This is a genomic window from Bacillus sp. RAR_M1_44, assembly GCF_020165935.1.
GTDB lineage: Bacteria > Bacillota > Bacilli > Bacillales > Bacillaceae > Bacillus > Bacillus altitudinis.
Genome location: NZ_JAIUKX010000001.1, coordinates 604,159 through 619,093 on the forward strand (window position 1 = coordinate 604,159; position 14,935 = coordinate 619,093).

Here is a 14,935-nt window from a genome sequence, read left to right on the forward strand (position 1 = left end):
TTAGAAAAACACTAGTTATGTGAGGAAAGGTTGTTTTTTCTGATCGTATAGGAGAAAATGAGGCAAAGTCAGCAAACATTCTTTGATATTTATGGAGTGCATCTTCTTTTATCATCTTCGGTACTACTTGTAAAAAGCGCAAAAGCTCCCTGAATAGTGAAAAAAACTCCAGTCAATGACCGGAGTTTTTAGCAATTATTGTGCCGCAGGATATACGCTCACTTTTTTACGGTCACGACCGAAACGTTCGAATTTAACTGTTCCGTCGATTTTAGCGAAAAGAGTGTCGTCGCCTCCGCGTCCAACGTTTTCACCTGGATAGATTTTCGTTCCACGTTGACGATAAAGGATAGAACCACCAGTTACGAATTGACCATCAGCACGTTTAGCGCCTAAACGTTTAGACTCAGAGTCACGTCCGTTCTTTGTAGAACCTACCCCTTTTTTAGATGCGAAAAATTGAAGATCTAATCTAAGCATGAAGTTCACCTCCTATTTTTTTGTAGATATTCTCACATAATCGTGATAATCTCGTTCAATTGTTTCTAAGGAAACGACCATGCCTTCTAAAAGCAACTGGGCTTTTTCAAAGGTGACTGGATCTGTATCAGCTGGCAGTTCAAAAGAGAAATACCCGCCTTCATCTCCAATATCAAGCAGTGGATCCATTCCTGTCAGTGCAATAATTGAATTGACTGACCCGAAAACAACAGCAGATACACCTGCACAAACGAGATCCTGACCTTTTTCAGCAAACTCGGCATGTCCAGTCATCTGAAAAGACGTAATGCTTTCATCTGCTGGCGACCGAGTAATGGTTGCTTTGATCATATCACTCACACGCCTTAAGCGTTGATTTTTTCGATAACAACTTTAGTGTAAGGTTGACGATGACCTTGTTTCTTGTGGTTGTTTTTCTTCGGTTTGTACTTGAACACAGTAATTTTCTTACCGCGACCTTGTTTTTCAACTTTAGCCGTTACTGTTGCTCCAGCAACTGAAGGGTTACCCACTTTGACAGTGTCTCCGCCGACAAACAATACGTTTTCGAAAGTAACTGTTTCACCTGCTTCAGCAGCTAGTTTTTCAACATAAACAGTTTGACCTTCTTCAACTTTTACTTGTTTACCACCAGTTTCGATAATTGCGTACATCTCTGCACCTCCTAATAAACTCAGACTCGCCGAATACAGGGGGCCAATAGGCACTTTACACCTGCTCCGCGCGGTTGTAGCACGGGTGCTACATATCCATAACATTAAAAAATATATCAAATTAGACGCTGAATGTCAATGTATTTTCACCATTAGTACGGTAAAAGAAGATCTTCCATGGAAGAGGTGGTTCTTCGATCTGAAAAATAAGCATGGAGCAATTCATTTTCATCAAGCTGGCTCATTTTCACACCATTCCGTTCGATAATAATGGGATGCTTACAGCCCCTTTGGAATCGCGCCATCACTTCATATATTTTCTCCTCAGCACCCGCTCTCAGCGGAATGAGTTTCTCTACCTTTTGCTCTTTTTTACCGTAATAACGTTCTAGTAAAAAACGTACCCTGATATAATGCCGCTGCCGGTGCTCCATCACAAGCGAGTAGGCTAAAAAAGTGAGCAGGATCCAGCCGTTGAATTGCAGCGGAGCAAAACAGAGCAACCCTGCTGTTAAAAGACCAAAAAAAATGAGAGAGCCTTTTATTGCAAGGGCATGTGCCTGTTGAAAAGGGTAAAAAACAGATAAGAGCAAAAAGAATAATTTTCCGCCATCAAGTGGCCAAATGGGCAAAAGGTTCACTAGAAAAATCGCTACATTATAAAAAGTAAACATCGTAAAGACGTCATATGAAATAAGTGAGGCTTCCATGAGAAGCCAGGCGACGAGCTGGAGCGGGACATGCTGAAGAGGTCCGCATAAAATGACCGCCAGCTCTTCTTTTAGCGGACGGTTCCCGTGCTCTTCTACTTCTACCGCCCCGCCAAATGGCAGTAAAAAAATCCGCCGAATCCGCCAGTGATAATAACAAGCAGCCGCTGCATGTCCAAGCTCATGGACACAGACGATAATGAGCAGACAAAGCAGCGGCTTAATTTGACCTGATAGCATGGCAAATGCCATGACTATCCAAAGGAGCGGGTGAACATGGACCTTTGTCAGCATGAGCAGCCATCTATTCAAAGGTCATCACCTGAATGGGATCAATAAACTGTTCATTTTGCTTAATCGCAAAGTAATATGTCCCCTTGCCTTGTTCATCGAGCGCAATTTGACCAATTTTTTCCCCTTTATCGACAAAATCGTATAAAGCCACATCAGCTTCTTTTAGTTGGCCGTACCAGCTGTAGCTGTTATCTGCATGCTGCACCACGACTGTGAGCCCCGTATCACTTTTCTTTTTCACTTCTACGACATAGCCTTCTTTCATACTATCGATGGCTTCAGCAGATGTTTCAACTTTCACTCCGGCACCATTTTGCGTAAAGGATTCCTGCACTTTGCCAGAGGCAGGGACAGCCAGCTCTTGATTGGCTTGTACGTCCTTTTGTCCTTCTTTTTTATCGGTCAAAAAGGCAAGTGGGTTTCCGACAGTTTTCTCAAACCACCGGTTGGCGGCGGCAAATTGAAAATCTTGTTCAAAGGTTTGACTGATCATCGGCTTCAGCTGCTGAAAAGGCCCCGCCTGTCCTTTAAATGAAATAGCGGCAATCAGTACTAGAGAGGCAGAAAGTAAACATTTAAGCACAAACGTATTTGAATGAAATAACGGATGGCGAAATTTTTTCGTTTGGTGAGACGTTGACTCGTAGGAAGCCGAGCCAGAATGCTTTTCTTCTTCTGTTAACATGACCCATGGCGGAATATCATCTTTCTTCTTGAAAGCTGCCTTCTTAGGGGCAGCAGCTGGCTGCTTCATTTTGCGGCGCTGCGCTATTTTCTTTCGATACTCGTCCACTCTTTTCATAAGATCACCCTTTACATACAAACAGTTTGTACATTTTATGTGGCGACCTCATATGATATGCAACAAAAAGACCGATTCTCATCGAATCGGTCTCATCTCACGTGAATCATTATGCTCTTACACCGAAAAATGCTTTCAGCTTTGCAAACATCCCTTTGTTTTCTTCTTCAAAGGATTGAAGAGGAACAGATTCACCTAGTACGCGGCGAGCAATATTGCGATACGCAATGGAAACTTTATTTTTAGCATCCATGACAATCGGTTCACCATTGTTTGAAGCCTTAATAACATCATCATCATCGGCTACAATGCCGAGAAGATCAATTGATAAATGATGAACAACTTCATCCACATCCATCGAATCGCCATTTTTCGCCATGTGTGTACGAATGCGGTTCACAATCAAACGAGGCGGTTCAATATCCTCTTGTTCCAGCAAGCCGATAATTCGGTCTGCATCTCTCACAGCTGAGATTTCAGGTGTCGTGACCACAATCGCTTTGTCAGCACCTGATACAGCATTTTTAAAGCCTTGCTCAATTCCAGCAGGGCAATCAATGACAACATAATCAAAGTCTTGTTTCAATGATTGAATTAATTCTTTGATCTGCTCCGGCTCTACCGCCGTTTTATCGCTTGTTTGAGCAGCAGGTAAAAGATACAAAAGATCCTCGAACCGCTTATCCTTCACAAGCGCTTGGTGAATCTTGCATCTTCCTTCTACTACATCGACTAGATCATAAATAATGCGGTTTTCAAGCCCCATCACGACATCTAAATTCCGAAGGCCGATGTCGGTATCAACTAGACACACTTTTTTCCCTTGAATTGCTAGTGCTGTGCCTAAGTTTGCAGATGTTGTTGTTTTGCCAACGCCGCCTTTTCCTGAGGTAATCACAATAGCCTCGCCCAATTTCACATTCCTCCCTCAAGCCTTGTCAGATTAGGTCTTATATGAGCCAATTGCTGCAGGCGTTCAATGATCATATTGCCATCTATATCTAAATAAGCACATTCCATTTCATTTCCATCTTCTTTTTGATCCGGTGCACGGTTAAACACTTGTGCGATGCGAAGCTGGGTTGGAATCATATGAGATGCCGCAATCACAGCTTGTTTGTTTCCATTACATCCAGCATGCGCTACACCTTTTAATGCACCGAGCACAAAAATATTCCCCCCAGCACGAATGGTTCCACCAGGGTTGACATCTCCTATTAATAAAAGATCCCCTTCGACATAAAGCACCTGTCCAGAGCGTACAATTTTTGCTACAGAAGTAATCTCAGCCTCTGCTTTTAAACGTCTCGCCTCTTCAGTTGACATGACGTCACTTTCAATAGAGTGAATGACAAGATGTTCATTTTCAGACACCGCTTCAGTCAAACGCTTCTCCTGATTCTCTGTTAAATATCGAAAACCAAGTTTAATATGCACATTGACTTTATGTCCTTCTCTTCCATCTGTATATTGCTCAAGTAAAAGAACCTCTCGCAAGCCAGAAAGAAGGTCTTCAAACGAACAGTCATCATTTAACTGTAATGTTAATCCGTTTTTTGTACCTTTTATTGTCACATACTGCTGTTTTTGAGTTTTCAAGATGCTCACCTCAACAACATACTCATTTCGCCGTAATTGGACAAACTCCTGCTTTTATTCGTCGATCAGTCCTTGTTTCACATTGATGAAAAAGAGCCTAAGCGGCACAACAAGTATGAGAGACGCAGCAGTATTTAAAAGAATCGTTGGAATAAAGCGTTCGATGACATACGTATTAAAAGGCATAATATTTGGTTGAATCGTCGCTTGAACACCGTACACATAAAACTCCATCACTGCAACAGCAATCACCGACAGAAAGACAACGACTAACATATTCGTTTGGAGGACTTTGAAGGCTTTTGCTAACAAATAGCAGAGCGCACCAAAGCCAAACATATGAACACCAAGAATACCTGTATACGAAATATCATATAAAAGTCCAAAGACAAATCCATAAATCACACCATATTTTTGATTCACAAAAGCTGTCATAAATACAAGTGCGAGTAAGATGAAATGAGGTGCTAAAATTTGATTATCTGAAACAAATGGGAGCTTCACTAAATCGACAAAAATACTGTCAAATACGAAAATAAACAACATGACGAAAGCAAGAAGGACACGTTTCACGAGCCTTCCTCCTTCGTTAATTGAGATGCATCTGCCGTACTTGTGCTGCGATTCACAACAATCACGCGGTCTAAATTATTGAGTTCAGCAGCTGGTTCTACATAAATAATTTTTGTCAGTCCGTAATGGTCAGGCTCAATTTCGCTTACCTTTCCAATCGTCAAGCCCTGCGGGAATACGCCCCCTGCTCCAGATGTTTCAACAAGATCTCCTTTTTTGACATCCCCATCAGCATCGGATTTTAAAATGTTCATTGTCAGCATTTTTTTCTTGCTGTCATAACCGTTAATAATTCCATTGAGTTCTTCTTTGCCCTTTTTCGCAAAAATTTTCGTTGAAATTCTATTATTTTGATCTGTAGAGCTTAGCAACCTTACAGTCGACGTAAAATTGTTGAGCTTATCACTTTCAATTTTCCCAATTAACGCACCACTCTCATTGGTGACCGCCATATCTTTTTCAACGCCTTGTTTTTTCCCTTTATCAATCATGACAAAACTATCCCAAAGGGACGGGTTTCTCGCAATGACTGTTGAAAGAATGGGCGTGTAGTCACGAATAGAGTTCACATACCCGAGCTGCTTGCGAAGCTTTTTGTTCTCATCTTCTAGTTCTTGAAGTTTCGCCTCATATTGGGTTTGTCCATCAAGTTTTTTTCGAAGTCGCTCGTTTTCATCATATGTGTTCTTTAAATCTTGTACGTTCCCATAAATACCGGCAATAAATTGTGATGGTTTATGAAAGACACCTTGAAAAAAGCCTGTCGTATCCCCCACTAATTTTTCCGGCCATGAAGCACCTCTGCCGCTTTTCACTGAAAAACCAATCATGGCCACCAGTACGATGACACAGACAAGGAGCAACATTAATCTTTTATTCATAAAAAACTGCGGCATGTCTTACACCTCTTTATTTACGCCCAATTATCGATTATCTTTAGATTTTCCTTTGAACAAGTGAATATGTTCTAGTGCTTTCCCTGTTCCGATCGCCACACAGTCAAGCGGATCTTCAGCAATAATGACCGGCATTTTTGTTTCATCACTAATGACTTTGTCAAGATTACGTAGCAATGCACCGCCGCCTGTTAACACAATTCCACGGTCCATAATATCTGCTGCTAGCTCAGGTGGCGTTTTTTCAAGTGTCATTTTGACCGCATCGACAATTGTTTCCACCGTATCGCGAAGCGCTTTTGCAATTTCTTCTGCCGTAATAGAGATCGTTTTTGGCAGGCCTGTTAAAAGGTCACGGCCGCGAATGTCCATCTCATCATGTACGTCAGGCTGCGCAGAACCGATTTCCATTTTAATCGCTTCTGACGTGCGATCACCAATCATAAGATTATACGTTTTACGAATGTAGCTGCTGATCGCATCATCCATTTCGTCTCCTGCAACACGGATCGATTGAGATGTCACAATACCGCCAAGTGAAATAATGGCTACTTCTGTTGTACCGCCGCCAATATCTACAACCATGCTTCCAGTTGGCTCCCATACAGGAAGGTTAGCACCGATTGCCGCAGCAAATGGCTCTTCAATAGGGTATGCGTCACGAGCACCAGCTTGTCTTGTTGCATCAATGACTGCACGCTCTTCTACTGCTGTAATACCAGATGGTACACACACCATCACGTAAGGTTTACGAGCAAAAAGACCTTTACCTTTTAATGCTTGATTAATGTAATATTTCATCATTGTTGCTGTCGTCTCGTAGTCTGCAATGACTCCGTCTTTCATTGGGCGCAGTGCCACAACATTACCAGGTGTACGACCGATCATGTTTCTAGCGTCATTTCCAACCGCCACTATAGACTTCGTATCAGTTTCCAAAGCTACGACCGAAGGTTCTCTCACAACAATGCCTTTTCCTTTAATAAAAACAAGCGTATTCGCTGTTCCAAGATCTATTCCAAGGTCTTTTGTACCAATTCCAAACATATGTATGTATCTTCCTTTCTTAAACCAAAATTCCCTTTAGGGAAAAACTCATAAACTCTATTATATCGTAAAACATTGAAAAAAAAAGTGTTACAAATACCCTTTTTCCTTCAAACTCACAAATTTTTGATCACCGATCACTAGATGATCAAGCAGCTGTATTCCAATCAGCTTCCCACATTCAAAAAGTCGCTGTGTGACTTCAATATCTTCCCTGCTGGGCGTCGGATCTCCAGATGGATGGTTGTGCACACATATAAATGAAGCGGCCGAACGTTTAAAGGCCTCTTTAAAAATTTCGCGCGGGTGAACAATCGACGAATTTAGACTTCCGATAAACACAGTATGTTTATGAAGAACTTGATTTTTGGTATTGAGATAAAGACAAACGAAATTCTCCTGCGTCAAAAATCTCATATCTTCCATCACAAAATTCGCACCATCTTCCGGCGTGCGGATCACATAACGATTGTCCGTCGTTTGATGGTGTAATCTAGTGCCGAGTTCTAAAGCAGCTAAAAGAGAGATCGCCTTCGCTTTTCCAACTCCTCGAATCTTTGACAATTCTTCAATCGAAGCTTCCTTCACAGAACGAAGACCACCAAATGTTTGTAAAAGTCTTGCGGACACTTGAAGAACTGATTCCTTTTTTGTGCCTGTTCTCAAAAGAATCGCGACAAGTTCATGGTTTGATAAGCTGCTTGGACCATATTTGACAAATCGTTCGCGCGGCTTTTCATCATGAGGAAAATGCTTTAGCAGCATAGGGAAATGATTCAAGATCTACACTCCTTTTTTGATTCCTTCCCGTCATCAAAAAGGGGTGATACCAAATGTTTCAAGCACTCTGACTGTTTTAGCAATAGGGAGTCCTACAACGGAAAAATAATCACCGTCTATTTTTTGTACAAATAGGGCACCTTTTCCTTGAATGCCGTAACTTCCAGCTTTATCAAGAGGCTCACCGGTTTCAATATAGCGGTCTATTTCATCTTGTGTAAGCGGCCAAAATGTCACGTCTGTCTGTTCATAAAATGTTTCTTTTCTATTCTCTGATTGAATCGTGACACCAGTCAAGACTTGATGTGTCTTACCTGACAATAATTGAAGCATTGAGACTGCATCTTCCTTGTCTTTTGGCTTTCCAAGACATTTGCCATCAATTGCAACAATTGTATCTGCACCAATGATCACAGCTTTGGGATGTATTTTTTGAATATCATTTGCTTTTTGTTCTGCCAACCATTGGACGTTCTCAGCAGGAGAAAGGTTTCGATTTATTTCTTCTTTTAAATCACTTGCTTGAATGTCATAAGAAAACCCTGCTAAATCAAGCAATTCTTTTCTTCTAGGTGATTGAGATGCGAGTATTAACTGGTTCATGTTTGTTCATCCTTTCAGGGTTTAGCCTAAGAAGTAAGATACCCATTCATCCTATCAAATGAACATCTTACCGACAATTAACGAAAATGCCATTTTCATGTTCCTACATCATTATGTTGGAAGCAAAAGAAAAAAACTAGTCATTTTTTGACTAGTTTGGCTGTTAAAAACATGATTTTACGTATTTAGTTGATCCAATAGCGCTTGCTGAGATTTCCAGCCATTTTCAGCAGATGGGTCATTTAAAAGCTGTACAGCTTTCAGCAAACTGCTTTTAGCTGGTGCGTCAGTTGTTTTGGCATTTTCAAGTTCAGAAATCAGCTGAGTGACTTCTTTTTGATCCACATCTTCTCCTGCAATCACCTTAGAGGATAAGACAGATGCCTTCTCTATTAAACCTGTCAGCTCATCCGGCACTTGAAATGAGAGCTCTTTTCCTCCCCATGCTTCAAAGTGCTGATCGATCAATTTTTTCCCAACGGCACTTGTCATCCCTTGTTCTGAGGCAAGCCCGGCAATCACATAATATCCATCATCCATTGATACCTTTTTACCTGCATATCCTGCCTCTTTTAAACTGTCCACTAAGTCATCTGCTCCTTTTTCAGAAGAAAACTTCCCAGCCTGCACCACAAAGGTTGAAAAATGACCTGATGCACTTTTTTCACCTTCATTGTCCTTTGACGTATCTGCAAGATCAGCCGGTGGCGCATCTCCCCCAGCTTTCGCCGAAGGTCCGCTTCCAGATGCTGAGACGCTGATATGATCGCCTCCTGATGGATTGGCAGACCCATCTTTACTTAAACTTAATGCAAATACACCGAGGCCTGTCCCTAGAACGACTGCAAACACAATCGTTGTCATCACTCGTTTGAAGGGACCGCGGTTTTTACTGAACTTCTGGTCAAAAGAACCTTTTTTCTTTTGATAAGGTGTGACGACCTTTGGATCCGAATGATAAATGTGATCAGCCGCATCGTCCCATTGAAAATCTTCTTCTTTCGGTTTAGACGGTTCTTCCCCGGAAGCAGCTGTCTCCTGTTCCGACTGCCTCTTTTCCTCCCAGTTCGAAAACGTCACTTGATCCTCTTGCTGTTTTTGAGGTTGATGCTCTTCTCCATGCAGCATTTCTTCCTTGCCATTAATATTGACCTTTAACCCTTGTTTTTTTGCCTGCCTTTTTTTCACTGTCATTCCCCGCTTTCTGACATTGTTTGTAAGAAAGACCTTTCTGTCCAATGAAATAGCGCGAATGTAACCCGTCCTTCTTTCTGTTTCACACTTTAACATAGCCAATAAAAAAAAGAACAAGACTTTTGTCGGCAGGTTCAAAAAGTGTTCGCCAATTTTCTCATCCGAAAAAATCGCGAATTGGGTTTAACAGATCACCACAAAAAAGATAAAACCAGAAAGAACAAGCGATGGCAGGAACAAAAGGAAAGGGTTCATTTGCCTTGTAAGAAAACACCTTTGCGTAAACCATTCCCGTGACAGACGAAAGAAAAAGAATGATCAGAAACGGTTTAAATCCGAAGCAAAATGCAAGCACACCAAATAGTTTGACATCCGCTCCCCCCATACTATTTGGCTTAAAATGTTCTAAACTATAAAACAAAAGAAGACAAATAAGAAGGGATGCCGCTCCTTCCCACCAAATAAAAAGTGGTTCTAGCATGCGGTATATGACGAAAAGAGGAAAAAAGAAGAGAAAGAGCTCGTTGGGTACTCTCATATAAAAAAGATCGCTCACGACAGCAATCACGAATAAACTACATAGACTCACAAGAAAAAGGCCCTCATAAGAGAAACCAGCATGTCTATAAACGAGTAAAAAAAGGACGCCTGTCAACAGCTCAACCAGTGGATAAAGCAAAGAGAGCCGGGTTCCACAATGCTTACATGACCCTTTCAATACAATATAAGAAACAAGCGGGAGCATGTCGTGAAAAGAAAGCGGCTCTTTACAAGCTCCGCAGTGTGAACGAGGAAAAAGAATGGACCGCTTCATCGGAAGCCTCTCACCAACTAGATGAAAAAATGACCCCATAACCATGCCTGTGAAAAACATAAAAAAATCAATCAAATTAGGTAACTCCTTCCGGAAATAGAATAGACCGGATTGTACCATAGCGATTCACCTTTGATCACCTTGCGAAAAAGTGAATTTCCCCCTCTCCTACATATCAAAAGAAAAAAGACGCACACTGCATAGAAGCAATTTGCGTCTTTTCCTTACTGTAAAATACGACTTCGTACATCTGAGATAAAATAAAGCGAACCTGTCACCAGAATCATTGCTGCAGGGTCAGCGCTTTTTTTCTGAATAAAGTCAAGCACTGTACGAGGGTCTTCATCAAACGATTTTGCTTTTAAATGGCTGCAAGCATAAAGCTTTTCCGCTGATTCAGCTCTTGGAAAGTCAAAGGAAACAAAATGAATCGATGAACTAATCCTTTCAAGCTTTTCGATCATTTGTTTGTAAGGTTTATCTTTTAACGCACTAAAACATACATGAACCTGTTTACTAGAAAAATGAGCTTGTACAGTTTCGATTAAACGGTCCATTCCTTCTTCGTTATGAGCACCATCTAAATAAACAAGAGGCTCATCTTGGATCTTTTCAAATCTTCCAGCCCACACCGCTTGCCGAATTCCTTCATACACTTGCTCATCTAGCACATGGATATATCCTTCTTGCTCCAGCCATTCGATCATTAGAACGGCAAGGGAGGCGTTCTGCATTTGATGCGTTCCGATCAACCCTGTCTCTAGCTGCGAGTACTCCCTTTTTGGGGTAGTGAATGTGAAGCGTTCACCTGTTTCCGTCGGCTGCTGGTCCTTAAAGGTACAAGTATCATATAACGAGATAAACGGCGCATTCTTTTCTTTGGCTTTGTGTTGAATCACAGTAAGAGCTTCCGCTTGATGAACGGCCGTGATCATCGGAATCCCAGTTTTAATAATGCCAGCTTTTTCTGCGGCAATCTGATCAAGTGTGTCGCCTAAAATGGCCATATGATCGTGACCAATCGACGTAATTGCTGTTAAGATGGGAGCTGCCACATTTGTAGAATCAAGTCTTCCGCCAAGTCCTGTTTCCAAGAGGACAAAGTCTACTTGGTGCACATGGGCAAAATAAGCAAACGCACATGCTGTAATGATCTCAAACTCTGTTGCTGCACCAAGCTCTGTATCATCTAATTCATCAACTAAAGGCTTGATGTCGTTCACCAAACTCAGCCACTCTTCGTCCAAAATCGGCTCCCCATTAACACTAATTCGTTCATTGAACGTTAAAATAAATGGTGAGGTGAAGGTTCCAACTGAATAGCCCGCTGACTGTAAAATGGATCGCGTAAATGCAATCGTTGATCCTTTTCCATTTGTTCCAGCTACATGCACCGCTCTTATTTTTTGTTCAGGATGGTCTAGTCTGTCCATCAGCCATTTCATTCGTTCAAGTCCCGGTTTGACACCGAAAGCGAGTCTGCTATGAATCCATTCAATGGCTTCATGATAGGTTATAAACAATGTCATCTCTCATTTCATACGAAATTTTCAAAAAAGACGACTCCATTCCGTTAGGAGCCGTCTTTTAAACATTATGCTTTCAGCTCTTCAATACGCTTTTGAACAGCTTCGCGTTTTGCGACATAATCACGTTCTTTCGCACGCTCTTCTTCTACGACACTTTCAGGCGCTTTTTTCATAAAGCCTTCATTGCCAAGCTTTTTCTGAACTCGTTCCACTTCTTTTGTCAGTTTATCAAGCTCTTTTTGCAGACGAGCAATTTCTTCATCTAAGTTGATTAAGCCTTCAAGCGGTAGAATGAGTTCTGCTCCAGAAATAACAGCCGTCATCGCTTTATCACTAGCAGGAACATCCGTGCCAATTTCAAGCACACTTGGATTCGTAAAGCGTTCAATATATGAACGGTTCTTCTCTAAACGTTCCTGTACATCAGATGTGGATGCTTTGATATATAGCTCGACTTGTTTGCTCATTGGTGTGTTGACTTCACTGCGAATGTTACGAACAGAGCGAATCAGTTCAACAAGCAGTTTCATATCAGCAGAAGCTTGTTCGTTGGAAAGCTCCGGCTTCACTTCAGGCCATGCCGCTACAGTAATGGACTCACCTTCATGAGGTAGATGCTGCCAGATTTCTTCTGTTAAGAACGGCATAAACGGATGAAGAAGTCTCATCGTTTGATCTAATACATACGCAAGGATCGAACGAGTCGTTTTCTTCGCTGCTTCATCTTCTCCATAAAGCGGAAGTTTCGCCATTTCAATGTACCAATCACAGAAATCATCCCAAATGAAGTTGTATAAATGTCTGCCCACTTCACCGAATTCATACTTGTCAGCAAGCTGTGTGACACTTTCAATCGTTTCATTTAAGCGTGTTAAAATCCATTGATCAGCAACTGATTTTTCTCCTGTCAAATCAAGCTCATCGTACGTTAAACCATCCATATTCATGAGAGCAAAACGGGATGCGTTCCAAATTTTGTTCGCAAAGTTCCAAGTGGATTCAACCTTTTCAAAGCTAAAACGTAAATCTTGACCTGGAGAGCTTCCAGTCGCTAAGAAATATCTCAATGAATCCGCTCCGTACTTGTCGATGACCTCCATTGGATCAATTCCGTTGCCAAGTGACTTACTCATTTTACGCCCTTGTTCATCGCGAATAAGACCATGAATGAGGACGTCTTTAAATGGTTTTTCTCCTGTGAATTCAAGACCTTGGAATATCATACGAGATACCCAGAAGAAGATGATGTCATAGCCTGTTACAAGCAGGTTTGTTGGATAGTAGCGCTTGAAGTCTTCACTGTCTGCATCCGGCCAGCCCATTGTAGAGAAAGGCCAAAGCGCTGAACTAAACCATGTATCAAGTACATCGTTATCTTGCTCCCAGTTTTCAATATCTTCTGGAGCATCAAGTCCCACGTATACTTCCTTCGTTTCTTTATGATACCAAGCCGGGATGCGGTGGCCCCACCATAGCTGACGAGAAATACACCAGTCACGGATATTTTCCATCCAGTGTAAATACGTCTTTTCAAATCGGTCTGGAACAAATTGAACTTGCTCATCACCTTTTTGCAGATTGATGGCTTCATCTGCGAGCGGCTGCATTTTCACAAACCATTGTGTTGATAAATATGGCTCCACTACAGCGCCACTGCGCTCACTGTGACCAACTGAATGCATGTGGTCCTCAATTTTGAACAAAATGCCTTCTTCTTGAAGATCTTTCACAAGCTGTTTACGACATTCGAAGCGGTCCATTCCTTTGTATTGAAGTGCGTTTCCATTCATTGTGCCATCTTCATTCATCACAAGAATGCGCTCTAGGTTATGACGGTTTCCAAGCTCGAAGTCATTCGGGTCATGAGCCGGCGTAATTTTTACAGCTCCTGATCCAAATTCCATATCGACATAGTCATCCCCGACGATTGAAATCTCTCGGCCTGTAATTGGTAAAACAACTGTTTTCCCAATCAAATGCTGATAGCGTTCATCTTCAGGATGTACAGCGACTGCCGTATCTCCCAGCATCGTTTCAGGTCTTGTTGTCGCAATTTCAATCGAACCTGATCCATCTGCAAGCGGATATCTCAAGTGATAAAACGCACCTTGTACATCCTTGTAGATGACTTCAATATCAGAAAGGGCCGTTTTTGTTGCTGGGTCCCAGTTAATGATGTATTCTCCGCGATAGATCAATCCTTTTTCATACAATTGAACAAACACTTGGCGGACCGCTTTATTCAAGCCTTCATCTAATGTGAAACGCTCACGCGAATAGTCTAGACCTAGACCCATTTTCGCCCACTGGCTGCGAATAAAATCGGCATACTCTTCTTTCCATTTCCACGTTTCTTCTACAAATTTTTCACGTCCGAGATCATAGCGGCTCACACCTTCTTCGCGAAGCTTCGCCTCTACCTTGGCTTGTGTTGCAATACCCGCATGGTCCATTCCTGGCAGCCATAAAACATCATAGCCCTGCATCCGTTTCATACGAGTCACGATGTCTTGAAGGGTTGAATCCCAAGCATGCCCTAAGTGTAATTTTCCTGTCACGTTTGGTGGAGGAATGACGACTGTATATGGATCTTTCGTTTTGTCATTTTGTGCTTCGAAGAATTTCCCTTCAAGCCAGTACGTATAGCGGTCTTTTTCAATCGCATTTGGATCGTACTTTGTTGGCATTTCTTGATTATTTGTTTCCATTTGTGTTACCTCCACATTTTTTCGGCTGATGAAACATAAAAAAAGCCTTCTCATCCTTATAAAAGGACGAAAAAGCTTTTTCGCGGTACCACCTTTTTTCACGAAACACTTAGACGTGTCCCGTACTCTCTAAAGGATAACGGGGATCTCCCGAATTTCTCTACTACATGTTTCAAGAAATTAAGCTCACAGGCGACCTTCCAAACAAGTGCATCCTAGAAAACCTTTCAGC

16 protein-coding genes and 2 other annotated features (1 of these 18 cut by a window edge) are annotated in these 14,935 nt (G+C 41.8%); all 16 genes read right to left on the reverse strand.

The window, feature by feature from the left end; translation table 11 throughout:
- Window positions 1–195: 195 nt before the first annotated feature.
- Window positions 196–480, reverse strand: a complete 285-nt coding sequence (gene rpmA, locus LCD34_RS03255; protein ID WP_003216586.1) for a 50S ribosomal protein L27 — start codon at window positions 478–480, stop codon at window positions 196–198.
- A gap of 12 nt (window positions 481–492) precedes the next feature.
- Window positions 493–831, reverse strand: coding sequence for a ribosomal-processing cysteine protease Prp (locus tag LCD34_RS03260; RefSeq protein WP_007501524.1), 339 nt, complete (start codon window positions 829–831; stop codon window positions 493–495).
- 14 nt (window positions 832–845) lie between these two features.
- Window positions 846–1,154: a 50S ribosomal protein L21 gene (gene rplU, locus LCD34_RS03265; RefSeq protein WP_003216781.1), complete on the reverse strand. Its 309-nt coding sequence runs from the start codon at window positions 1,152–1,154 to the stop codon at window positions 846–848.
- A 12-nt stretch (window positions 1,155–1,166) separates the two neighbouring features.
- Window positions 1,167–1,240 (reverse strand) — a sequence feature (ribosomal protein L21 leader region).
- A 66-nt stretch (window positions 1,241–1,306) separates the two neighbouring features.
- Window positions 1,307–2,176, reverse strand: coding sequence for a M50 family metallopeptidase (locus LCD34_RS03270; protein WP_041506793.1), 870 nt, complete (start codon window positions 2,174–2,176; stop codon window positions 1,307–1,309).
- Window positions 2,169–2,960, reverse strand: a complete 792-nt coding sequence (locus tag LCD34_RS03275) for a M23 family metallopeptidase (protein WP_008342800.1) — start codon at window positions 2,958–2,960, stop codon at window positions 2,169–2,171. Before LCD34_RS03275 ends, LCD34_RS03270 begins: the two co-directional genes overlap by 8 nt.
- Before the next feature lie 109 nt (window positions 2,961–3,069).
- Complete coding sequence (minD, locus tag LCD34_RS03280) at window positions 3,070–3,873, reverse strand: septum site-determining protein MinD (protein ID WP_017358134.1); 804 nt, start codon at window positions 3,871–3,873, stop codon at window positions 3,070–3,072.
- A 2-nt stretch (window positions 3,874–3,875) separates the two neighbouring features.
- Window positions 3,876–4,559 carry a septum site-determining protein MinC gene (minC, locus tag LCD34_RS03285; protein ID WP_224558509.1) on the reverse strand — a complete coding sequence of 228 codons (684 nt, stop codon included), beginning with the start codon at window positions 4,557–4,559 and terminating at the stop codon, window positions 3,876–3,878.
- Window positions 4,560–4,613: 54 nt separating this feature from the next.
- On the reverse strand, window positions 4,614–5,132 hold the full coding sequence (mreD, locus tag LCD34_RS03290; protein WP_048002775.1) for a rod shape-determining protein MreD: 519 nt from the start codon (window positions 5,130–5,132) through the stop codon (window positions 4,614–4,616).
- Window positions 5,129–6,028: a rod shape-determining protein MreC gene (gene mreC / locus LCD34_RS03295; protein ID WP_007501536.1), complete on the reverse strand. Its 900-nt coding sequence runs from the start codon at window positions 6,026–6,028 to the stop codon at window positions 5,129–5,131. The genes mreD and mreC overlap by 4 nt, the downstream gene beginning before the upstream one ends.
- 27 nt (window positions 6,029–6,055) lie before the next feature.
- Window positions 6,056–7,075 (reverse strand): rod shape-determining protein, encoded by a 1,020-nt coding sequence (locus LCD34_RS03300; RefSeq protein WP_007501538.1) that lies wholly within the window; start codon window positions 7,073–7,075, stop codon window positions 6,056–6,058.
- 90 nt (window positions 7,076–7,165) lie between these two features.
- On the reverse strand, window positions 7,166–7,840 hold the full coding sequence (gene radC / locus LCD34_RS03305; protein ID WP_026050121.1) for a RadC family protein: 675 nt from the start codon (window positions 7,838–7,840) through the stop codon (window positions 7,166–7,168).
- Window positions 7,841–7,888: 48 nt separating this feature from the next.
- Window positions 7,889–8,458, reverse strand: coding sequence for a Maf family protein (locus LCD34_RS03310; RefSeq protein WP_224558510.1), 570 nt, complete (start codon window positions 8,456–8,458; stop codon window positions 7,889–7,891).
- Between the two features lie 177 nt (window positions 8,459–8,635).
- On the reverse strand, window positions 8,636–9,652 hold the full coding sequence (locus tag LCD34_RS03315) for an SPOR domain-containing protein (RefSeq protein WP_224558511.1): 1,017 nt from the start codon (window positions 9,650–9,652) through the stop codon (window positions 8,636–8,638).
- A gap of 157 nt (window positions 9,653–9,809) precedes the next feature.
- Window positions 9,810–10,541, reverse strand: coding sequence for a prepilin peptidase (locus LCD34_RS03320; RefSeq protein WP_025207723.1), 732 nt, complete (start codon window positions 10,539–10,541; stop codon window positions 9,810–9,812).
- Between the two features lie 149 nt (window positions 10,542–10,690).
- On the reverse strand, window positions 10,691–11,995 hold the full coding sequence (locus tag LCD34_RS03325; RefSeq protein WP_224558512.1) for a bifunctional folylpolyglutamate synthase/dihydrofolate synthase: 1,305 nt from the start codon (window positions 11,993–11,995) through the stop codon (window positions 10,691–10,693).
- Between the two features lie 65 nt (window positions 11,996–12,060).
- Complete coding sequence (locus LCD34_RS03330; protein WP_224558513.1) at window positions 12,061–14,703, reverse strand: valine--tRNA ligase; 2,643 nt, start codon at window positions 14,701–14,703, stop codon at window positions 12,061–12,063.
- A gap of 59 nt (window positions 14,704–14,762) precedes the next feature.
- Window positions 14,763–14,935 (reverse strand) — a binding site (T-box leader) (it continues 57 nt past the right edge of the window).